This is a genomic window from Comamonas sp. AG1104 (assembly GCF_003350425.1).
GTDB classification, from domain to species: domain Bacteria; phylum Pseudomonadota; class Gammaproteobacteria; order Burkholderiales; family Burkholderiaceae_C; genus Comamonas; species Comamonas testosteroni.
In genome coordinates this window covers 65,578-87,142 of record NZ_QQAS01000011.1, presented here as the reverse complement: position 1 = coordinate 87,142, position 21,565 = coordinate 65,578, and the positions used below count along the sequence as shown (strand labels likewise).

The window sequence follows — 21,565 nt, the reverse complement described above, 5'->3', positions numbered from 1 at the left end:
GCTGATCAGGCATCGCGCCGCCTCGCCGCACCGATTGCGGCCTGTGGCGCATGTCTTCAAGGCAGACCCCGGAGTTTGCCGGGTAGTGTTGGCTGTTAGCAGTCGTCCAGACACGACTTGCAGCGACAGGGCCGCCGCAGAGCGGCCCTTTGTATTTCGATAATGACGAGTATCCCCATGACTGAACGTACCCTCTGGCATCCTGTTGCCCAATCCTCCAATGTGGTGAGCGCGCCGTTTTCCGTGCAGCTGCTGGAACAGCCGCTGGTGCTGTGGCGCAATGCAGAGGGACTGGTTCAGTCCTTTGTGGACCGCTGCCCGCATCGCGGTGCACGCCTGTCCATGGGCCGTGTGGAGAACGGGCATCTGGAGTGCCCCTATCACGGCTGGCAATTCTCCTCGGGTGGCCAGTGCGTGAAAGTGCCAGCAGTGCCCGATTTCACGCCCCCTGCATCGCAGCGCGTGCAGGCTTTCGAGGTGCAGGAAGCCTATGGCCTGATCTGGGTACGGCTTGAGCCTTCCGACAGCCAGTTGCCGGTGTTCGCGGCAGAGACGGACGAGCATCTGCGCAAGGTGAACTGCGGGCCTTACGATGTGGCAGCCAGTGCGCCGCGCATCATCGAGAACTTCCTCGACATGTCCCACTTCGGCTTTGTGCACGAAGGCTGGCTGGGCAGCCGTGATGCCACAGCCATTGCCGCCTATAAGGTGGAGACCACTGCCACCGGCGTGCTGGCGACGGGTTGCAAGGCCGTGCAGCCCCAGTCCAATCTGCACTCCACCCAGGCTGCCGAGGTGGAGTACACCTACGAGGTGACTGCCGCCTACACCGCCGTGCTGACCAAGATTCCGGAAGAGGGCAGCTCCAAGCAGGGCTGGCGCGAGCAGATCGGCCTGTTCATCTGCCCCGTCACCCCCGAAACCAGCCGTGTCTGGTTCCGGCTGGCGGTCGCGGACTTTGAATCGACCGACGAGCAGTTGCAGACCTTCCAGCACACCATCTTTGTGCAGGACCAGCCGGTGCTGGAGTCGCAGCTGCCCAAGGCACTGCCACTGGACCCCCGTGCGGAAATGCACTCGGCGGCTGATCGCATGTCGTCGGCCTATCGCCGCTTCCTGAAGGCCCAGGCGATCGCCTTCGGAACCTGCTGAGACCGGCCCGGGAGGCTTTGCCGCCTGCCTCGGCCGGGCGTCCATGAGGCTCGCCGGTAGGCTGCTCCACGGGCTTGCGGCCGCAAGGCCGAAGTCGCAGACCTGTCGGGGCTGGCCATATGGCCTGAGCTGTGCCGGTTTGATAGGCTAGAGATTGATCGGCGCGTAGCGCCAAGGAGAATAAAGATGAACACCGTGCCTGCCGTAGATGCTTCCCGTCTGCCACAGCTGCTGCGCGCCATGCCCAAGGCAGAGCTGCATATGCATATCGAGGGCTCGCTGGAGCCCGAGCTGATTTTTGCGCTGGCGCAGCGCAACCAGATACCCCTGGCCTATGACAGCGTGGAGGCTCTGCGCGCGGCCTATGCCTTTACAGATCTGCAGAGCTTTCTGGACATCTATTACGCGGGTGCCAGCGTGCTGCTGCATGAGCAGGATTTCTACGACATGGCGCGCGCCTATCTGGATCGTGCCGTGGCCGACAATGTGGTGCACACGGAAATCTTCTTTGACCCGCAGACCCACACCGAACGCGGAGTGGCCATGGAGACCGTCATCAACGGTCTGTACCGGGCCTGCCGTGACGCGCAGATCGAGCAGGGCATTTCCTCCTCCCTGATCCTGAGCTTTTTGCGCCACCTGAGCGAGGAAAGCGCATTGCAGACGCTGGATGCCGCGCTGCCGCTGCGTGATCGCTTCATCGGCGTGGGGCTGGACAGCAGCGAGCTGGGCAATCCGCCCGAGAAGTTCACCCGCGTGTTTGAACGCTGCAAGCAGCTGGGCCTGCGCCTGGTGGCCCATGCCGGGGAGGAGGGGCCGCCCGCCTATATCTGGGGCGCACTGGATGTGCTGAATGTGGAGCGCATAGACCATGGCGTGCAGTCCGAGCAGGATGCGCTGCTGATGCAGAGGCTGGTCAAGGAGCAGATTCCGCTGACAGTCTGCCCGTTGTCCAATCTCAAGCTCTGCGTGATCAAGGACCTGGCCGATCACAATCTGCCGCGGTTGCTGGCGGCCGGGCTCAAGGTCATGATCAACTCGGACGACCCGGCCTATTTCGGCGGCTACGTCAACGAAAACTACACCCAGCTATTTGCCGCCACGGGCATGGGTGCGCCCGAGGCCTACCAGCTGGCGCGCAACAGTCTGGAAGCGAGCTTTGCCAGCCAGGCGCAGAAGCAGGAGTGGATTGAACGCCTCGACGAAGTGTTTCGGGAATATGCCGCGGCTTGACGAAGTGACTGCTGAGCGGCGCAGCGGCCGTCTTCACAAGCGTCCATAGTCTGGCTTCCGAGAATTGCAAGCCCGGTTGAAGCGATTCAGCCGGGCTTTCTTTGCGTGGAGCGGCGCAGTGCCAGGGCCGGCAAAGGTCCGGTGGCCATGCGCCTCGTGGTGTCGCCGCGCAGATGCTCGAACAGCAGGTCGACCGCCTGCTGGGCGATGTCTTCCAGATGCAGGTCCAGTGCCGTCAGCGGCGGCTCGCAGCTGCGCGCACGCAGGCCGTCGTAGCGCGTGGCCAGCATCAGATCTTCGGGAATGCGCAGGCCTGCCTGCTGAGCGTAGCGGGCAGCGCCCACGGCAAAGGCATCGACCATGACCAGCAGTGCATCGAGCTCGGGGTGTTCGCCCAGCAACTGCTGGGCTGCGGCATGGCCGCCGTCTTCGCCTTCGGCTTCATCCATGCGCAACACCACAGGTTGCATGCCGTGACCGGCTGCCATGGCTGCATAGGCCTGCTCGGCCTGGCTGTAGGAAGTGCGCTCCGAGGCGCCGACCACCAGCCCGATCTGCCTGGCTCCGGCTGCCAGCATATGCGTGAGCAGCATCTGCGTGGCGGGACCCGACAGCAGATCGACATAGGGCACGTTGACATTGTCGCCACCGGGGCGGCCGATGGACACCACCGGCAGTCCCTGCTGCAGCAGCTCTGCCAGCTGGGGGTCGCCGGCTTGTGGCTCTATGACCAGGGCGCCGTCGATGTCGAGCAGGTTCAGCGAAGTCTGGCCGGGCCGGTGAGGCGGAACCAGCGCCATGACCAGGCCGCGCTCCAGCGCCGACGAGGCCGCGACAGCTGCCACTTCCATGAAGAACCCCAGTCGCGAGGGGCCGCCCGAGACCGTGAATGGCATGGACGACATCAGCGCAATCATGCTGGCGCCGCCCGTGCGCAGGCGCTGCGCATGGCGATTGGGCCGGTAGCCGAGGCTGCGTGCAGCTTCCTCCACCTTCAGGCGTGTGGCCGGGTCGACCTGACCGCGGCCATTGAGCGCGTGCGAGACCGTGGTGCGTGAAACACCGGCCTCACGGGCCACGTCGGAGATGGTGATGCGTTGGCTGGGGATGTCGGCCATGGAATTCCTCAAGAGTGCGGGCGGTCATTGCGGAGCGCACGGCAGGCATTGCTGAAGTTTTTGTATACTTTACTTCGCACAAATCGATTTGGTTATTTTGGCTTTACATCAATTATTCATAAGAAAATTGAAGCAGCCCAGATGCCAAATCGATTTTCTTTTTGAAAACGATATCCATATGCCGCTCGGCCGCAGTGCCGGCCGATGTGCAGATATCCGAGCGTTGCCCTGGTTGTTGGGCAGCGCTGCGAGTCAATTGCGACCGGGGTGCTGGCCTGCCGCCGCTTCGGTTTGCTCACTGGAGAATGAATGTGCCCAAATCGGATTTGAGCCGGCGCAGCTTTTTGAAGGCCGCAGCCGCCCTGGGAGTGCTTGCCGGAGTACGCCCGCTGGAGCAGGCGCTGGCGCAGATGGTCGAGCCGGCAAGTGGCCAGGACGCTGGCTGGATGGACGGCGGCCAGCTCCGCTACCGCCGCGACGGCATGGCCAAGGTCACGGGCCAGAAGCTGTTTGCCATCGATCTGCGCGCGCGCGACATGGCGGGCTGGCCTGACAAGCAGTCCTATGCGCTTTTGATCATGGTTCCGCGTGCCGACCACATCTACGAAGGTCTGGACCTGTCCGTGCTGGGCAAGGACTTTACTCCCGATGTGCTGGTGGATGCCGAGCGCGCCGAGGCCGATGGCGTGCACATGCCCGAGCCGGGTTTTTACGGCAGCTACTTCTTGCCCAAGGGTCAGGTCTCACCCATGCTGGGCCAGCCCGTGGCCTTGGGGATCTGGCATGACTACGAGCACTACCGCGAAGCCGTGCGCCTGCTGCGTTTCAATGACGGAATTTTCCGGTGGGGCGCTGCCGCCACGCCGCCCAGACGCAAGCCCTATGTGGCCGCGCGCTATGTGCGCATGGGTGCCGAAAAGCACGACGAGCCCGATCTGTACGCACCTCTGTACAACGGTATCGTGCGCCCGCAGCTGACCGGCCCGGAGGTGCAATGGCCCGGCGTGGACGATGCCAAGCATGGCAAGGCCATGCAGTACTCGGCCCAGATCCAGCAACTGCTCAGGCAGCCGCCCGAGGGCACCCAGGTCTTCTCGCGCAGTTATCACAGCCAGTCCATGGAGCCTGCAGCGCTGGAGCCTGAAAACGGCCTGGCTTGGTATGAAGAGGGCAGGGGCGTGATGCACATGGTGGGCGCCACTCAGGCGCCCTACGCCACTGCCAGCCATATGGTCGGCATGGTCAAGTCCAGCCGTTTTGCGCTCAAGGAAATGGACTACCTGAGCGCCTACACCGTGGGCTACGGGCAGAAGGAGCACCACTCCTTCCCATACTACGTGGCACTGGCGGCGCTGTATGCTGAAGGCCGCCCGGTGCGCCTGGCGCTGGACCGCTGGCAGCATTTCCAGTTCGCGCTCAAGCGACACCCGTTTGATCTCAAGACCACGATTGCCGTGGATGCCGAGGGGCAGTTCCAGGCCTTCTCGGTGGATATGCGCGGCGACGGCGGCGGCACGATGAACTTCAGCCCTTCGGTGGGCACGCTCGGTGTCGCGTCTTCGCAGTCGGTGTACTACTTTCCCAAGAGCGATCTGTCGGTGGCCGTCTTCCCCAGCAGCGAGGTCACGGCAGGGTCGGTGCGCGGCTACGGCACGCTGCAGTCCATGGCTCCGACCGAAATGCTGGTCGATGAAATTGCCGAGCAGATCGGCATGGACGCCATCGCCCTGCGCCAGAAGAACATGCTGCGCACAGGCTTGCGCAACACCCAGGGCGCCGTGCCTGCGGGCCAGCTGCGCATTGGCGAGATTCTGGCCCTGGCCGCCAAGGACCCGGTGTGGGTGAACCGTGCCCAACGCAAGGCCGAGTACGAGGCCGCCAATCCCGGCATGCGCTACGGTGTGGGTTTTGCCTCGGTGCAAAAAAGCTTTGGTACCGCCGGCGAAGCCGCGCTTGCATTGATCGAGCTATCGCCCGAGGGCAAGCTCAAGATGAAACACATCACGGCAGAAATCGGAACCGGAACCACCACGGCCCAGATGCTGGCGGCAGAGCCATTTCTCGGTCGCCCCGTGGATGAGGTGGAGTTTTCGGCCCAGAAATGGCCCGAGATGCCTGTGCACACGCAGGAGCAACCCAACTCCACGCCCCAGGCCGATGAGGATCGCCTGTCGCAGGACCCTTACTGGGTGCCTAGCTTCACCTCGCCGCAATCGGCCTCCAACTCGGCCTACTACTTCACCCACACCACGCGCCAGGCCGCCAAGCTGCTGCTGGCCCATGGTCTGTGGCCTGCGGCGCTGTCCATCTGGGGCAACCCGTTTGGCGGGCCGCTGCAGGGCATGCCGGTCTCGCTCGATGAAGCCGAGTGGAAGGATGGCAAGCTGGTGGCCGGAGCCATGGAGCCCTTGACGCTGGAGCGCCTGGCCGCACGTGCCCATGAGCTGGGTCTGGTCACCGGTGTCTGCGTCCACACCTTCAATCGCCGCTCCTGGGCCAGTGCCGAGTTCGAGCTGGGCGGCAAGCGCTTTGCTGCCGAGATCGATGCCCTGTCCCTGCGCTTTGGCAATGGCGCCGATGCCGCCCAAAAGGCCGCGATGGACAGCGCCGGCTATGCATTCCAGCCGCGCGTCAAGGTCAGCTATCCGCCGGTGCACCGTCTGGCAGCGGGCGCCGTGTACTACGCGCCTTGCGCCACGCTGGTGGAGCTGGCCGTATCGACTGGCACCGGCAAGGTGAGCTTGCTGGGGCACAAGACCTGGCTGGAATGCGGCTCGCAGATCGTGCCGGAGCTGGTCTCTGGCCAGTTGCAGGGCGGCGTGGCCATGGGTATCGGCCACGCCCTGTACGAAGAGCTGCCACTGGGGCCGAGCGGCCCCGGCAACGGCAGCTGGAACTTCAACCGCTACCACCTGCCGCGCGCCAGTGAGCTGGCCGTGTGGACGGCCGAGGGCCATGTGCTGCCTCCGGTCTCGCGCACCGACCCGCCCAAGGGCATGGCCGAAGTGGTGATGATCCCCGTTGTCGCTGCCTGCGCCAACGCCGTGGCCCACGCCACCGGCAAGCGCTTCTATCAACTGCCGCTGAGCGCGGAGCGAATCAAAAAGGCATTGTGATGCAGCAACGTATCCAGTTTTCCGCCACCATCAACGGTCAAAAGACCGGCCCGCATGAGCTGCCCAAGGACCTGATGATGATCGAGTTCCTGCAGGAATATGCGGGCTTGAACGGTACGCGCCTTGGCTGCGGTCAGGGTGTGTGCCGCGCCTGCACCATCATCGTGGACGAGCCCGGCAAGGGCCCGCACACCGTGCCCGCTTGCGTGACCGGCGTGGCCTGGCTCAATGGCAAAAGCCTGCGTACCATCGAAGGCGCGGCCAGCACCGATGACAAGGGCCAGATCACGGCCTCTGCCGTGCAAAAAGCGTTTCTGGAGCATTTCTCGTTTCAGTGCGGCTATTGCACACCGGGTTTTGTGAACTCGGCCACCGTGCTGATGGAGCAGTTGCAGGCCAGGCCCGTGGATGCCAACGCCGTGGAAGAAGCCGTGGAAGCCGCGCTGGACAAGCATATCTGTCGCTGTACCGGCTATGTGCGCTACTACCACGCCGTGCGCGACCTGATTCTGACCACGCCAGGCCTGACCACGGGCCAGCGCACGCGGGAGGTCAGCCGTCATGGATAAAGCTCAACGCAGCAAGTTCACCAAGATCGCCGCAGGCATTGCCGCCGCAGCCGTGGTGGTGCTGGGCGGCATGTATATCGCGGGCAGTGCAAGCGGCAGCGTGCCGCCTGCCACGGTGGACTTTGCCAACATCAGTGCCGAGCAAAAGCAGAAATTGTTCGACCGCGGCCTGCAGGTGTTTCGCGCTGCCGACTGCGCGGCCTGCCACAGCTCGCCCACCACGGGCGCCGAGCTGGCCGGAGGCATGGCCATGGTCACGCCCATGGGCACGCTGTACGGCACGAATATCTCGCCCTCGAGGGAGCATGGCATAGGCCAGTGGTCGGCCGACGATCTGTATCGCGCCGTGGCGCGCGGCATGGCACCGGGGCGCAAGAACCTGTACCCCGCCATGCCTTATGCCAGCTACCACGACATCACGCGCGCCGATGTCGATGCGCTCTGGGTCTGGCTGCAGGCCCAGCCTGCCGTGGAAGTGGCCAACCGCCAGCCTGAGATGAACTTCCCGTTCAGCATCCGCCCCGGTCTGGCGCTGTGGAATGCGCTGGAGCGCCCTGCGGGTGCGCCGGCCCCCGAGGCCAGCAACTCCCTGGAACGTGGCGCCTATCTGGTCAACACTCTGGGCCACTGCGGCGAATGCCATACACCGCGCACCAGCAGCTTTGCCATGGACCTCCGCAAGTCGCTGGCCGGCAATGTGATCGAAGGCGCCTACGCCCCCGACCTGCGCCCCAAGGCCATGGCCGAGCGCGGCTGGAGCGAGCAGGATCTGGTGCAGTTTCTGCGCACCGGCCTCTCGCCCCAGGGTGTGATGACCATGGGCATGTTCCCCGTGCTCCAGCATTCGAGTGCGCATATGGAGGAAGCCGACCTCAAGGCCATGGCCGCCTATCTGATGCAGGGTGAGAAGCCCTCAGTCAAGCTAGCGGCCGAAGCGCCTCAGACCCCGACCTCGGCCAATGGCGAACGCATCTACGTCGGTCTGTGCGCAGGCTGCCACGGCGTCGATGGTCAGGGTCAGCCGCATTCCTCGCTGCGCCTCGACACCAACACCACGGCCATGTTCCCCACGCCGCTGAATCTGGTGCGCGTGATCCGCGAAGGCCTGCCCGAGCGCGATCTGGCCCATGGCGAGCGCATGCAGGCCATGCCCGGTTTTGCCGATCAGCTCAGCCATGAAGACATGGCCGATCTGGTGAACTACATGCGCCTGCGCTGGGGCCGCCAGAAGGGCGATGTGACGCCGGCGCAGGTGGCCGATGTGATCAAGACCGCCGAATCCCACTAAAGCAGGGGGTCAAGCAAAAAGAGCTGCCAGCGCTTATCCATCAAGCGCTGGCAGCTCTTTTTTAATAGTGATTCGATTCAGGCGAATTCGGCTTTGATTTTCTCGGCCAGCTCGCCCAGCACGGCAAAGCCCGGTTCCTCGCGCTGCCAGACTACGGACAGGCCATCGCCCTCGAAGCGCGGCAGCACATGCAGGTGAAAGTGAAACACTGTCTGCCCTGCCGGCGCGCCATTGGCCTGGAAGATATTGATGCCGTCGGGATCGAAGGCCTTGTTCACTGCGGCCGCCACGCGCTGGGCCGTCTGCATCACTGCGCCGGCTTCCTCGGGCGTCAGCTCCAGCAGATTGACGGCATGGCGCTTGCTGGCCACCAGCACATGGCCTCGCGTGGCCTGGCCGATGTCCATGAAGGCGATGGTCAAATCGTCCTCATAGATCTTGGCCGATGGAATCTCCCCTTTGACGAGCTTGCAGAAAATGCACTCGCCAGGGGGCGAGTGGTCTACAAACATGGGCATGACGCTCTCCTTTTTTATGGTTCAAGCGCTCCATCTTAGAGGCAGAGCGGTTTCAGGACCGCGTCGCGCGCAGGCAGTCGCGGGTGATCTCGGCCATGGATGTCGCGCCCAGCATGGCCATATTGCGATCCACCTCGTCACGCAGCAAGGTGATGGCGTGATCCACGCCCTGCGCACCGCCCACGGCAGCGGCATACATGAAGGGGCGGCCCAGGAACACCATGCGCGCGCCCAAGGCCACGGCCTTGAGCACATCGCTGCCGCGGCGTATGCCGCTGTCCATCATCACGGCCGTGCGGTGGCCCACGCGGTCCACCACATAGGGCAGCATCTGCAGAGGGGCAACCACGCCATCGAGCTGGCGGCCGCCGTGGTTGGAGACCACGATGCCTTGCGCGCCGATATCGGCGGCCATCACGGCATCGTCTTCGTTGAGGATGCCCTTGATGATGAGGTTGCCCTTCCAGCGCTGGCGAATGCGTTCGATGTTCTTCCAGTTCAGGTGGTCGCGGCCCGAGGTGTCGCGGATGGCGGTGCCCGACAGCAAAGGCGCGCCGCGCGTGGCAAACGAATTCTCGAAGTGCGGCATGCCGTGGTTGATCAGGGTGCGCAGCATGGTACCCACCATCCAGCGCGGGCGGGTGATGCCGTCATAAGCCAGGCGCAGCGAGGGGCGCAGAGGCATCGAGAAGCCGGTGCGCACATTGTTCTCGCGGTTGGCCCAGACGGGGATGTCCACGGTGATGACCAGGGTGCCGAAGCCGGCAGCCTCGATGCGCTCGATCAGGCCGTCGATGCGCGTGGTGTCGCCGGGCAGATAGGCCTGGAACCATGTCGACGGTGCAGCCTTGGCCACTTCTTCCATGGGGATCAGGGAGGTGCCGCTCATGATGGCGGGAATGCGGCTGGCAGCCGCCGTCTGCGCCAGCACCAGATCGCCGCGATAGGCAGAGATGGCGCTGATGCCCACGGGGGCCACGCCAAATGGCGAGTCCCAGGTCTGACCGAACAGCTCGACCTTCTGGTTGCGCTTGGACACGTCCACCATGACCCTGGAGCTGAAGCCGTATTGCTGGAAGCTGTCACGGTTGGCCTGCAGCGAGACGCAGTCTTCGGCGGCGCCGGAGACATAGCCAAACAGAGGGCGGGGCAGGTGCTTGCGTGCGGCGGCCTCGAAGTCATGCAGCGACAGGATGTTCTGCAGGTGACGGGGAAGCCCTGCGCGTTGGCCGTAGGCGGCTTGCGCTTTGGGAGCGGGGGCTGCGTTTGCAGCAGGGGCTTGTGACGATGCCATGGTAGGGCGCCTCGGGAGCGAAATTCAGGGGTTTAACTGGCTACGCCCCCGCACACTTGCGGTGCACGGGGGCGTGACAGAAACATCAGGTGTTCAAGGTTTACTGAGCGAATGTACCGCGCTGACGCATCAGCTCGCGGTGCAGTTGCTCGTTACGCTCGAACGGTGCGCGGCCGTGCACATAGAAGTAGTTGTTCAGAACCACCAGGTCGCCGGCGGGCAGGCTGACGGTGCGGGTGCCGGACGAATTTTCCATCGATTCCGACAGGTTCTGCAGATATTCGGCTTCGGCGTCGTTGGCCGGTTGCACGAACTGGTCGATGAAGGAGATCGACAGGCCGAACTCGCCGTGGAAGAACACGGGGCGCTCGACGCGCTCGTTCACGTTCTTGGAGCCCGGAGCCTTGTACAGCAGGGGCCTGGCGCCCAGAGGGTCCTGCACGAAGCGCTCCAGCTCGCTCCAGTCGTCCAGGTGCAGAAAGCGCGACTCGCCGCCCACGGCGTTCTGCTCGTCGAACTTCATCATCAGCAGCCAGTCGGTGGCTTCGGTCACGAAGGTGCCGTCGGTGTGCATGGTGAACAGGCGGTAGGCCTGGCGCAGATACGAGTCGCTGGCGTCGGTGTGCTTGACCAGGAAACGTGCGTAGTACTTGTTGGACATGGAGTCGTGGTTGGCCGGGCCCAGGATGTGGCCGATGGCGGTGCCGAACTTCACGTAGTCGTCGCTATCCTGACTCACGCCTTCCAGGCCCAGCACAAAGCCGCCATGCCTGCGGTCCTTGATGATGTTCACCAGGGTCTGGCCAAAGTCGGCACCCATGTGGGCCTTCAGGCGGCGCGCCAGGTGAAAGCGCATGAAAGGCACGTACTCAAGGTTCTGCACGTCGATATCGCGCACGTCGGCCAGGAAGGCGTTCAGTGCATCGGCGTTCAGGCTCAGTTTGAGCAGGCGGGAATGCTCGGGGTGAGTGCTGATCTCGTAGGCGGCAGGCTGGATCAGGTGCTGGGGGGTCGTAGCGTTCATGGTGGGTGGGTGCTTCAATCAGGAATGGTGTGATTGAACACTTCTTGTTTGATACGATCTACGGGGTTAAATGCATTTTTTGATAAGAAATTCAGATTAAAAATCATGCTCAGCTACCGCCAACTCGAGCACTTCGTCACCGTGGCCCAGGAACTGCATTTCTCGCGTGCCGCCGACAAGCTGGGCGTGGCCCAGTCCGCCGTCAGCGTGCAGGTGCAGCAGCTGGAGCAGCAGCTGGGCGTGCGCCTGCTGCAGCGCAACAAGCGCAAGCCCATCACGCTGACCGATGCGGGGGAGCTGCTTTATGACGAGGCCGTGGCCGTGCTGCGCCATATGGAGCGGGCCCAGCAGATCGGGCAACTGGCGGCCCAGGGCATGAGCGGCCATGTCAAGCTGGGCTATATCTCCTCGTCCGTGACCTCGGGTGTGCTGGCGCGCATGCTCACGCAGTTCCGCCCCGGCCATGAGCAGGTGCATATGCAGGTGCTGGCCATGGAGACGCCGCGCCAGCTGCAGGCGCTGCAGCAGGGCGAGATCGATGCTGGTCTGCTGCGGCCGCGCCGGCGCTACCCCGAGGGGGTCAAGGCGGTCATCGTGCACAGCGAGCCCTTCATGGTGGCTCTGGCCGAGAACCACCCGCTGGCACGCCATGAATCCATCAGCGTGGCCGATCTGCGCGGCCAGACCTTTATTGCGCCGCAGTTCATCAACGAAAGCGAAGGCTTTGCCGAGGTGCTGGCGCGGCTGGCCGAGACGGCCGGGTTTTCGGCACGCGAGGCCTATCGCGTCAACGACTTCGTTACGGCGACCAGCCTGGCTGCTGCTGGATACGGCATTGTGGTGCTGCCCGAGTCGAACCGCCTGCTCAATCAGCCGGGCGTGGCCTTCAGGCCGCTGCGCGACTTCAAGGAAAGCGTGCACATGGCGCTGGCCTACCGCGAGCGCGAGAACTCGCCTGCGGTGCGCGCCTTTCTGGCCGTGGCCAGAAGCTGCGCCGCCTAGCCATGCGGCTGCGGGCAGTGGGAAGCTTCGGGTTCAGATCTTTTGATCTATCTAAAATGATAGCTTATAGCGCCTGTTAATATTAAATTTCAGATATAAAAATGATTGAAATTGAAGCATGGTAAGCGTAATAAGCTTTGTTATTGATAGCATGAGCGCTGGCCTGTGCGCAGCCATATAGCCTCTATAAGCGCTGCCGTGTTCCGCAGGCGAGAGCGGGCGCGTAAGCTCTGGTCCATGAAAATCTATCGTAGTGCCCTGCTGCGCTTCGCCGATGACGGCCAAGCGGTTTATGACTCCGACGCCTTGCTGGCGATTGCTCCCGATGCCGCGGGCGTGCAGCGTGTGGTGGCTGCGGGCAGCTGGCAGGCGCTGGCCGACCAGTATCTTGAGCGCGAAGGCGTGCAAGTCATTCACCTGCCCGGCAAGCTGCTGGCACCGGGCTTTGTCGACCTGCACATCCACTACCCGCAGACCGATGTGATTGGCGCGCCGGCCCCAGGCCTGCTGCCCTGGCTGGAGAACTACACCTTCCCGCATGAGTCACGCTTCCACGACAGCGAATATGCCGGTGGCGTGGCCGATTTCTTCATGAACGAGCTGCTGCGCAACGGCGTGACCACGGCGCTGGCCTTTGCAACCTCGCATCCGACATCGGTGGATGCCATCATGACGGCAGCGCAAAAGCGCAGCATGCGCATGATTGCCGGCAAGGTGCTGCAGGACCGCAACAGCCCCGATGGCGTGCGCGACGACACCGAGCAAAGCCTGATCGACACCGAGACGCTGATCCAGCGCTGGCATGGCGTGGACCGCCTGGGTTATGCGATCACGCCGCGCTTTGCGCCCACCAGCACCGAAGCGCAGCTGCGCGGTGCGGGCGAGCTGGCGGCCAGGTACGGCGATGTCTGGATTCAGTCCCATGTGGCAGAGAACCTGGACGAGATTGCCTGGGTCAAGGAGCTGTTCCCCGAGTCACGCAGCTATCTGGCCGTCTATGACGACTTCGGTCTGATGCGCGAGCGCGCCGTCTATGCGCACAGCATCTGGCTCGACGAAACCGACCGCCAGCTCATGCACGACACACGCTCTGCAGCGGCCATCAGCCCGACCAGCAACCAGTTTCTGGCCAGCGGCTATTTCGACTACCTCAAGGCCGATGAGGCCGGCATGCTTTACGGCCTGGCCAGCGATGTGGGCGGCGGCATGAGCTTCTCGCCGTTTCGCACCATGCAGGCCGCCTATGTGGTGGGGCGCGAGAGCCATGCCAAGCAGGGCCAGAGCCTGTCGCCCCAGAACCTGTGGTGGCAGCACACGGCAGGCGCTGCTCGTGCGCTCGGTCTGCAGGGCGTGATCGGCAATCTGCAGCCCGGCTGCGAGGCCGACCTGGTCGTCATTAACCCCGGCTGCACGCCGCTGCTGGCGCGCAAGACGGCCCAGGCACGCAATCTGGACGAGCTGCTGTTTGCCATGATCATCCTCGGAGATGACCGCCTGATTGAGCAAACCATTGTTTCTCAAGCAAAATAGCGGTCTTGCGCTTGATTTGTGAGCGCACAACGCTATGAAAAATCAAGCGATACAGGACTTCTAATGAGCATCAAGAGCGACAAATGGATCCGTCAGATGGCGGAGCAGCACGGCATGATCGAGCCTTTCGAGCCTGGCCAGGTGCGCCAGGTCGACGGCAAGAAGATCATCAGCTACGGCACTTCGAGCTATGGCTACGACATCCGCTGCGCCCGCGAATTCAAGGTCTTCACGAATATCCACAGCACGGTGGTGGACCCCAAGAATTTTGACGAGAAGAGCTTTGTCGACTTTGAGGGCGACTACTGCATCATCCCGCCCAACAGCTTTGCGCTGGCCCGCACGGTGGAGTACTTCCGCATTCCCCGTGACGTACTGACCGTCTGCCTGGGCAAGAGCACTTATGCGCGCTGCGGCATCATCGTCAACGTGACGCCCTTCGAGCCCGAGTGGGAAGGCTATGTGACGCTGGAGTTCTCCAACACCACGCCGCTGCCGGCCAAGATCTATGCGGGTGAAGGCTGCGCCCAGGTGCTGTTCTTCCAGGGCGACGAGCAATGCGAAGTCAGCTACAAGGACCGCAACGGCAAGTACCAGGGCCAGCATGGCGTGACCCTGCCCAAGGCCTGAGGCCCGTTGCTTCGCCAAGAAAGCCCGCTGCGTATACAGCGGGCTTTTTGCTTTCCTGGGCTGCTGGACCAGATCAGGCGGCTGCCGCTTCGAGCGCCGGCCAGTCCAGATTGCAGTGCGCGCCCACGCTGGCATGGCGCTGCAGCGCCGCGTCCACCATCAGGCTGCACAGCGCCAGCTGGTTGCGCAAGGCGGGGTCGGCGCCGCGCCATTGAGCACGCCACAGCACCAGTTGCTTGGCCGCCGCAATCAGGCTGTGGTTGCTGCGCACAATGCCCACGTTGTGCAGCATGAGCTGCTGCAGCACTTGGCGCATCTCCTGCTGGCTTTCAGCACTCAGGTTCTTGCCGGGCTTGCGCGGCCTGCCATGAATGGCTGCAGGTTTGTGCAGGGGCTGCTCGGCCATGCGCAGCGCGGCAGACCTGCCCATGACCACGCACTCCAGCAGCGAGTTGCTGGCCAGTCGGTTGGCACCATGCAGGCCGGTGCGGGCCACCTCGCCAATCGCCCATAGCCCGGCCACGGCAGTGCGACCGTCCACATGGGCCTGTACGCCGCCGCAGGCATAGTGGGCGCAGGGGGCGACAGGGATGGGCTGGGTGGCGATGTCTATGCCGTGCGCCGCGCACAGCGCCATGACGCCGGGGAAATGCTGCTCCAGCCAGTCGCGGCTGCGGTGTGTGATGTCCAGCAGCACATGGGGCAACTGGTGGGCGCGCATTTCGCGGTCGATGGCGCGGGCCACGATATCGCGCGGTGCCAGCTCGGCGCGCGGGTCATGGCGCAGCATGAAGCGCTCGCCGGGCCGGCCTTGCTGGTCCGGCAGGCACAGCAGGGCTCCTTCGCCGCGCAGCGCTTCCGAGACCAGGCCCACGGACCGGCCACCCACCTGCAAGGCCGTGGGGTGGAACTGCATGAACTCCAGGTCGCGCACGACACAGCCCGCACGCCAGGCCATGGCAATGCCGTCACCGGTTGCCGTGGCCGGATTGGTGGTACTGGGGTAGATCTGGCCCATGCCGCCCGTGGCCAGCACCGTATGGCTGGCCAGCATGGGCTGCTGCTGGCCATCGGCGTTGCGCACGCTGGCGCCCACGCAGCGCTGCTGCACGTCCAGCAGCAGCTCCATGGCAGTGCAATGCTGCAGCAAGGTGATGTGCTTCAGATCTTGGCAGGCCTGCAGCAAGGTCTGGTGCACGGCCTGCCCGGTGCGGTCGGCCGCATGCACAATGCGCCGCGCGCTGTGGCCGCCTTCGCGTGTCAGGTGCAGGCGGGCGTCGGCATCGGTGCTGAAGGGTACGCCCAGGGCTTGCAGCCAGGCGATCGCCTGGGGGCCTTGCTCCAAGATGCGGCGCACGGCGCCTTCGTCGCAGAGGCCGGCACCGGCGATCAGCGTGTCCTGAACATGCGCTTCCAGGCTGTCGGCGGGATCCAGCACGGCGGCAACGCCGCCTTGGGCCCAGGCGCTGGCGCATTCGCTGGCACTGCTTTTGCTGAGCACGGTGATGCGCAGTGTGCTGGGCAGGCTGAGTGCCAGCGTCAGGCCGGCCAGTCCGCAGCCGATGATGAGCACATCGCTGCAAGTCTGAGATTGGGGCATGGTGCTTGTCCTCGCTCAGGCCGGACCGAAGTTCTGGAACAGGGCCGCGTCGCGTTCCAGCTCGCCGCTGGCGCGTACCGGCTGGCGCTGGGCAGCGGCAAAATCCAGCATGCGCTGTATGGGCCTGCGGGCGGCCAGGCCCAGCGCCGGATCAAGCTCGATGGCACCGCTGCCTTGCAGCAGGGTCCGCTCCACGCCCGGCAGGCTGTTCATGGCCATCCAGGGGCAGAAGGCACAGCTTTTGCAACTGCCGCCCGTGCCCGCCGTCGGGGCAGCCAGAAAGTGCTTGCCCGGATAGCGCTGGCGCATGTCGTGAAGAATGCCCTGGTCGGTGGCGACGATAAAGGTGTCCGTGGGCAGCTTTCCCACAGCGGCAATCAGCTGGGTGGTGGAGCCCACCACATCGGCCAGTGCCGTGACTGCGGCTGGCGATTCGGGATGAACCAGAATCGCGGCCTCGGGGTGGGCGCTGGCCAGAGCTTGCAGCTCGTCGGCCTTGAATTCGTCGTGGACCACGCAACTGCCCTGCCACAGCAGCATGTCGGCACCGGTCTGCTGCTGGATATGGCTGCCCAGATGGCGGTCGGGTGCCCACAGGATTTTCTCGCCGCGTGCGTGCAGGGCGGCCACGATGTCCTGCCCTACCGAAGAGGTGACCACCCAGTCGGCCCGGGCTTTCACGGCAGCGCTGGTATTGGCATAGACGACCACGGTGCGATCGGGATGGGCATCGCAGAACTGGCTGAATTCATCGGCCGGGCAGCCCAGGTCCAGCGAGCAGGTGGCATCGCCGTCGGGCATGAGCACGGTTTTCTCGGGGCTCAGGATCTTGGCGGTCTCGCCCATGAAGCGCACGCCGGCCACGATCAGGGTCCTGGCGGGATGGTTGGCGCCAAAGCGTGCCATCTCCAGCGAGTCGCCCACGCAGCCGCCGGTATCGCGTGCCAGATCCTGCAGCGCACCGTCCACATAATAGTGGGCAACCATGACGGCATTGCGCTCCTTGAGCAAGGCCTTGATGCGCTGCGCCGTCTCGCGCTGCTGCTGGCGGTCCTGCTGCGGCAGCACCCTGGCCCAGGCCTGGCCTGTGCTGCACTGGGCGCTGCTGCCAAGGGCGGGCTGGTCGAATTCCACGGTTTTGATCGTCATCGTCTCCATCCTGAGTTGTGGTGTTAAATATTTATACTCAATTTGAGTATTATTAAAACCGCTTTTTTTGAATTTGTCACCAGGGAGACAAATTAGCCTGGATGGCGTCGCTTTTCAGCGCAGTCAGTGCTAGGGAAAGCAATCCCGAAAATGGATGGATTGCTTATTCATCAATGACTTGATGCTTCTGAAAAATGAGCGAGTGGGGGGGTGTTCAGGCGGGCTGTCTGAGCAGATGCTGGCGCAGGGCCAGGCGGGTGGCGGCCAGATCCCAGCCGCCCCAGCCGCAGGATTTGAAGAGCACAGGCTTCGTGGGGCGCGACCAGTCCTGTTGCACCACGGTGGCCAGCGTGGGCAGGGTGTTGACCTCGATGCCGGCCTGCAGCAGGTCGCCGGCCTCGTGCGCGGCATCGGCGGTGTCGACGATGATCTGGCCCTGGTGCACAATGCGCCGGCACAACTCGGGAGCCAGCTCCACCATTTGCGGCGTGAAGGCGCCGACCGCGCAGACAAAGGCATCGGGTCTTGCCGCCTCATGCAGCACCACGGCCTGTGCGGGCGTGCAGGTCACGATCAGCGGACAGTGCCGGGCGGCTTCCTCCAGGTCGTCGGCGATGCGCGCATGCAGACCCAGGTCGCGGGCCTGGTCTGCAAGCCGCTGCGCGCTGCTGGCGCTGCGCGAGTGAATCCAGACCTCCTGCGTGCCAAGGCCATGGGCAAAAGCCTGCAGATGGGCGCTGCCCTGCACGCCGGCGCCGACGATGAGCAGCGGGCCTTGGGGCTTGGGGGCCAGGCGACGCGCTGCCAGCAGCGATACGGCTGCGGTGCGTCTGGCCGTGACGGTGGGGCCGTCCAGAATCAGCTGACGCACTCCTGTTGATGCATCAAAAACCACGATATCGCCCTGAATGGTGGGTCTGCCAACCTGGGCGTTGCCTGGCGTGAAGCTGATGAGCTTGGTCATGACTACCTGGCCATCGGTGGCCGGCATGCAGAACAGGCAATTGCCCGCAGCCGTCGGCATGACGATGCGTGGTGGAACCGAGACACTGCAACTGTTTTGCAGCTGGTGCAAAAGTGCTTCGATCTCATCGGCCAGGTCGGTCCATGGCAGCAGTGCGGCAGTGGCGCGGGCGTCCAGAGACGCTGTCGAGGGCTGGGTCTGGGCATTCATGGGCAGTCGTATAGGAGCAGCGGACAAGCCTCTGAGCTTACAGAATTGCAAGCCCGGCCCGATGTTGACCGACAGAATGTCGCAGCACGAACGCTTCTGGCGAAGGCTGCCAGCGCGCACAATAGCCACTGTCTTATTCATCGATTCTGTCGCACACATGTTTGGCTTTTCTCCCCGCTCCGGGCAACGCAAGGACCCTACCTGGACACAAGCGCCTTCCAGCCGTGGTCATGTCGAGCCTGTCTGGCGGGATGGCGGCTCGGCTGCGAGTTATGAGCCGACCCAGCAGCAGGCGACAGCACCGCGCAAATCCTCTTCGGCCAAGCTCTGGGCATCGGCCGTCCTGGCGGTGGTGGGCCTGCTGGCAGTGGCCTTTTTGTTTCTGAGCATGGTCGATGTGGTGGAGGAGCAGGTAGCCCGCAACCAGCCTCAGTCCACGCCTGGCGCGCCGGGCGTGAGCCAGATCTCCGCGCCTGCCGGCCGCTGAACACCAGTCCAAACGTCAACAATGCTGCGCTGCAGCTTGACTGGGGCGGCAAAAGCACAGCTTGATACCTCCAGTCGAGGCCGCAACCCTTAATATCGCCACCCGGCGCAGGCCGTGTGCAACACAGCAAAGGAGTAAGCACCATGAGATGGGAAGGTAACCGCGAGTCGGACAACGTCGAGGATCGCCGTGGAGACGGTGGTGGTGGCGGTGGTTTCCCCATTGCTGGTCGCAGCATCGGCATCGGCACCGTGGTGCTGGCGCTGATTGGCTGGGGCGTGTTCGGCATCAACCCGCTGACCACGATTGGCGTGCTCTCCGGTGGTGGCTCGCCGCAGGTGCAGCAGGCTCCGGCGCATCGCCCGGCCGGCGATGACCAGGGGGCCAAGTTTGTCTCCACGGTGCTGGCTTCTACCGAGGATGTCTGGACCCAGATCTTCCGTGAAGGCGGTGCTCAGTATCAGAACCCCAAGCTGGTGCTGTTCACAGGCGTGACGCGCACGGCCTGCGGCACGGGGCAGTCGGCCATGGGGCCGTTTTACTGCCCGGGTGACTACAAGGTCTATCTGGACATGGACTTCTTCAACACCATGAGTCGCCAGCTTGGCGCTCCCGGTGAGTTCGCGCGTGCCTATGTGGTGGCCCACGAGGTCGGCCACCATGTGCAGAACCTGCTGGGCATCTCGGGCAAGGTGGACAGCATGCGGGGCCGTGTCAGCGAGCGCGAGCAAAATGCCATGTCCGTGCGCCTGGAGCTGCAGGCCGACTGCCTGGCCGGCATCTGGGCCAACAAGTCGCAGCAGGCCAAGAGCTGGCTGGAGCAGGGCGATATCGAGTCGGCGATGAATGCCGCACAGCAGATCGGCGACGACAAGCTGCAGCGTGAAGCCACGGGCACGGTGCGTCCCGACAGCTTTACCCACGGCTCCAGCGCCCAGCGTGTGCGCTGGTTCACCCAGGGCTACAAGAGCGGCAGCGTCAAGGCCTGCGACACCTTCGCAGCTCAGTCGCTTTGAGCCGCAGGCTGGTCTGAACCAGGCGTGTGCACTGTCACACGCCTTTGTTTTTGGAGCGGCAGAATTCAAAACTCGGGTTATCCCGATAGATTGCACGGGATATTGGCAAGGCTTTTTTTGCCCTCAAACAGAGGGAGCGAAGGCTTTGCGCCTGCAGAAAATCACAAAGCCAACGCGAAAAACCCACTCGGTGCGACAATAACGCCCTCAATGACAAGCTCTTTCTCCAATCTTCACTTGGCTGAGCCCCTGGCACGCGCAGTGGCCGACATGGGCTATGAGTCCATGACTCCGATTCAGGCGCAGGCCATTCCGGTGGTATTGACCGGCAAGGACGTCATGGGCGCAGCCCAGACTGGCACTGGCAAGACGGCGGCTTTTTCCCTGCCTCTGCTGCAGCGTCTGATGCGCCATGAAAACGCCTCCGCGTCGCCTGCCCGCCACCCTGTGCGTGCCCTGGTGCTGCTGCCCACGCGTGAGCTGGCCGACCAGGTGGCGCAACAGATTGCCCTGTACGCCAAGCACACCAAGCTGCGCAGCACCGTGGTGTTTGGCGGCATGGATATGAAGCCCCAGACCATCGAGCTGAAAAAAGGCGTCGAGGTGCTGGTGGCTACACCCGGCCGTCTGCTGGACCATATCGAAGCCAAGAATGTGGTGCTCAATCAGGTGGAGTATGTGGTGCTGGACGAGGCCGACCGCATGCTGGATATCGGCTTTCTGCCCGATCTGCAGCGCATCCTCTCCTATCTGCCCAAGAGCCGCACCACGCTGCTGTTCTCGGCCACGTTCTCACCCGAGATCAAGCGTCTGGCCGGCAGCTATCTGCAGGATCCGGTGACCATCGAGGTGGCTCGCCCCAATGAGACCGCATCCACGGTGGAGCAGCGCTTCTACAAGGTCACGGATGACGACAAGCGCTATGCGATTCGTTCCGTGCTCAAGGAGCGCGACATTCGCCAGGCCTTCATCTTCTCCAACAGCAAGCTGGGCTGCGCGCGCCTGACGCGTGCCCTGGAGCGTGACGGTCTGCGCGCCGCCGCACTGCATGGCGACAAGAGCCAGGACGAGCGCCTGAAGGCGCTGGAAGCCTTCAAGGCCGGTGAGGTGGATCTGCTGGTCTGTACCGATGTGGCTGCGCGCGGTCTGGACATCAAGGATGTGCCCGCCGTGTTCAACTACGACGTGCCTTTCAACGCCGAAGACTATGTGCACCGCATCGGCCGTACCGGCCGAGCTGGCGCATCGGGCCTGGCCGTGACCCTGGTGACCGATCATGACAGCCGCAATGTGGCCGACATCGAAAAGCTGATCAAGAAGAAGATCGACGTCGAACCTGCGCCCATGCTGGATTTGCGTCCCCCACGCCGCAGCCGCAGCGATGAGGAATACCGTCCACGTCGTGAACGCGAATTCGATGCAGCGCCCCGTGGCGGCTATGCGCATCGTCCTTCGCGCATGGCTCAGCGCCCTGCCAACGTGGATCCCTTCTTTGACAAGCCCTACGAGGCCAGCAGCGTGGCCGAGACCGCATCCTGGGACAGCAAGCATGTCGCCCCGGTCAAGAGCGCGAGCATCAAGCCCAAGCGCAAGGTCGCTGCCTTGTTCAGAGCGCCTGTAGTGGCTTCCTGAGCACCGGGTCGTCGCGCCACAAGAAACGCCTGC

General features: G+C 63.8%; 18 protein-coding genes. 11 read left to right on the top strand and 7 right to left on the bottom strand.

Features of this window, described 5'->3' with window-relative positions; translation table 11 throughout:
* Window positions 1-177 precede the first annotated feature (177 nt).
* Complete coding sequence (locus DFO48_RS22895; RefSeq protein WP_114864866.1) at window positions 178-1,152, top strand: aromatic ring-hydroxylating dioxygenase subunit alpha; 975 nt, start codon at window positions 178-180, stop codon at window positions 1,150-1,152.
* Between the two features lie 186 nt (window positions 1,153-1,338).
* The gene (locus DFO48_RS22890) at window positions 1,339-2,385 is read left to right on the top strand and encodes an adenosine deaminase (RefSeq protein ID WP_114864865.1); all 1,047 of its coding nucleotides are present in this window, start codon (window positions 1,339-1,341) and stop codon (window positions 2,383-2,385) included.
* An 86-nt stretch (window positions 2,386-2,471) separates the two neighbouring features.
* Here the strand turns inward: DFO48_RS22890 and DFO48_RS22885 are convergent, their stop codons facing one another.
* The gene (locus DFO48_RS22885; protein WP_114864864.1) at window positions 2,472-3,503 is read right to left on the bottom strand and encodes a LacI family DNA-binding transcriptional regulator; all 1,032 of its coding nucleotides are present in this window, start codon (window positions 3,501-3,503) and stop codon (window positions 2,472-2,474) included.
* Between the two features lie 305 nt (window positions 3,504-3,808).
* On the opposite strand from DFO48_RS22885, the gene DFO48_RS22880 reads away from it, so the two are divergent.
* Genes DFO48_RS22880 through DFO48_RS22870 form a run of 3 tightly spaced genes read left to right on the top strand, consistent with a single transcriptional unit; the run spans window position 3,809 to window position 8,476 of the window.
* Window positions 3,809-6,619: a xanthine dehydrogenase family protein molybdopterin-binding subunit gene (locus DFO48_RS22880; protein ID WP_114864863.1), complete on the top strand. Its 2,811-nt coding sequence runs from the start codon at window positions 3,809-3,811 to the stop codon at window positions 6,617-6,619.
* Complete coding sequence (locus DFO48_RS22875) at window positions 6,619-7,188, top strand: (2Fe-2S)-binding protein (protein WP_114864862.1); 570 nt, start codon at window positions 6,619-6,621, stop codon at window positions 7,186-7,188. The genes DFO48_RS22880 and DFO48_RS22875 overlap by 1 nt, the downstream gene beginning before the upstream one ends.
* Complete coding sequence (locus DFO48_RS22870; RefSeq protein WP_114864861.1) at window positions 7,181-8,476, top strand: cytochrome c; 1,296 nt, start codon at window positions 7,181-7,183, stop codon at window positions 8,474-8,476. The genes DFO48_RS22875 and DFO48_RS22870 overlap by 8 nt, the downstream gene beginning before the upstream one ends.
* Window positions 8,477-8,553: 77 nt before the next feature.
* On the opposite strand, the gene DFO48_RS22865 is transcribed toward DFO48_RS22870, so the two are convergent.
* From DFO48_RS22865 to glaH, 3 genes are all read right to left on the bottom strand, one after another.
* Window positions 8,554-8,994 (bottom strand): HIT family protein, encoded by a 441-nt coding sequence (locus DFO48_RS22865; protein ID WP_003073352.1) that lies wholly within the window; start codon window positions 8,992-8,994, stop codon window positions 8,554-8,556.
* Window positions 8,995-9,046: 52 nt separating this feature from the next.
* On the bottom strand, window positions 9,047-10,288 hold the full coding sequence (locus DFO48_RS22860) for an alpha-hydroxy acid oxidase (RefSeq protein WP_114864860.1): 1,242 nt from the start codon (window positions 10,286-10,288) through the stop codon (window positions 9,047-9,049).
* 100 nt (window positions 10,289-10,388) lie between these two features.
* Window positions 10,389-11,312 carry a glutarate dioxygenase GlaH gene (gene glaH / locus DFO48_RS22855; RefSeq protein ID WP_114864859.1) on the bottom strand — a complete coding sequence of 308 codons (924 nt, stop codon included), beginning with the start codon at window positions 11,310-11,312 and terminating at the stop codon, window positions 10,389-10,391.
* 105 nt (window positions 11,313-11,417) lie between these two features.
* On the opposite strand from glaH, the gene DFO48_RS22850 reads away from it, so the two are divergent.
* From DFO48_RS22850 to dcd, 3 genes are all read left to right on the top strand, one after another.
* Window positions 11,418-12,314: a LysR family transcriptional regulator gene (locus DFO48_RS22850; RefSeq protein WP_003073359.1), complete on the top strand. Its 897-nt coding sequence runs from the start codon at window positions 11,418-11,420 to the stop codon at window positions 12,312-12,314.
* Window positions 12,315-12,551: 237 nt separating this feature from the next.
* Window positions 12,552-13,844, top strand: coding sequence for a guanine deaminase (gene guaD / locus DFO48_RS22845; protein WP_114864858.1), 1,293 nt, complete (start codon window positions 12,552-12,554; stop codon window positions 13,842-13,844).
* A gap of 63 nt (window positions 13,845-13,907) precedes the next feature.
* Entirely contained in the window at window positions 13,908-14,474 is a 567-nt protein-coding gene (dcd, locus tag DFO48_RS22840) for a dCTP deaminase (RefSeq protein WP_003052512.1), read from the top strand.
* A gap of 73 nt (window positions 14,475-14,547) precedes the next feature.
* On the opposite strand, the gene nadB is transcribed toward dcd, so the two are convergent.
* The 3 genes from nadB to DFO48_RS22825 form a co-directional block, all read right to left on the bottom strand.
* A complete protein-coding gene (gene nadB, locus DFO48_RS22835; protein WP_114864857.1) occupies window positions 14,548-16,074 on the bottom strand; it encodes an L-aspartate oxidase in 1,527 nt (508 codons plus the stop codon).
* A 15-nt stretch (window positions 16,075-16,089) separates the two neighbouring features.
* The gene (nadA, locus tag DFO48_RS22830) at window positions 16,090-17,232 is read right to left on the bottom strand and encodes a quinolinate synthase NadA (RefSeq protein WP_370449608.1); all 1,143 of its coding nucleotides are present in this window, start codon (window positions 17,230-17,232) and stop codon (window positions 16,090-16,092) included.
* Between the two features lie 205 nt (window positions 17,233-17,437).
* Window positions 17,438-18,397, bottom strand: coding sequence for a delta(1)-pyrroline-2-carboxylate reductase family protein (locus DFO48_RS22825; RefSeq protein WP_114864856.1), 960 nt, complete (start codon window positions 18,395-18,397; stop codon window positions 17,438-17,440).
* A 157-nt stretch (window positions 18,398-18,554) separates the two neighbouring features.
* Between DFO48_RS22825 and DFO48_RS22820 the strand changes: the two genes are divergently transcribed.
* The 3 genes from DFO48_RS22820 to DFO48_RS22810 all read left to right on the top strand — a co-directional run bounded on the left by DFO48_RS22820 (window position 18,555) and on the right by DFO48_RS22810 (window position 21,532).
* Complete coding sequence (locus DFO48_RS22820) at window positions 18,555-18,884, top strand: hypothetical protein (protein ID WP_114864855.1); 330 nt, start codon at window positions 18,555-18,557, stop codon at window positions 18,882-18,884.
* 143 nt (window positions 18,885-19,027) lie between these two features.
* Entirely contained in the window at window positions 19,028-19,900 is an 873-nt protein-coding gene (locus DFO48_RS22815) for a neutral zinc metallopeptidase (protein ID WP_114864854.1), read from the top strand.
* 210 nt (window positions 19,901-20,110) lie between these two features.
* Window positions 20,111-21,532 (top strand): DEAD/DEAH box helicase, encoded by a 1,422-nt coding sequence (locus DFO48_RS22810; protein WP_003073374.1) that lies wholly within the window; start codon window positions 20,111-20,113, stop codon window positions 21,530-21,532.
* The last annotated feature ends 33 nt before the right edge of the window (window positions 21,533-21,565 follow it).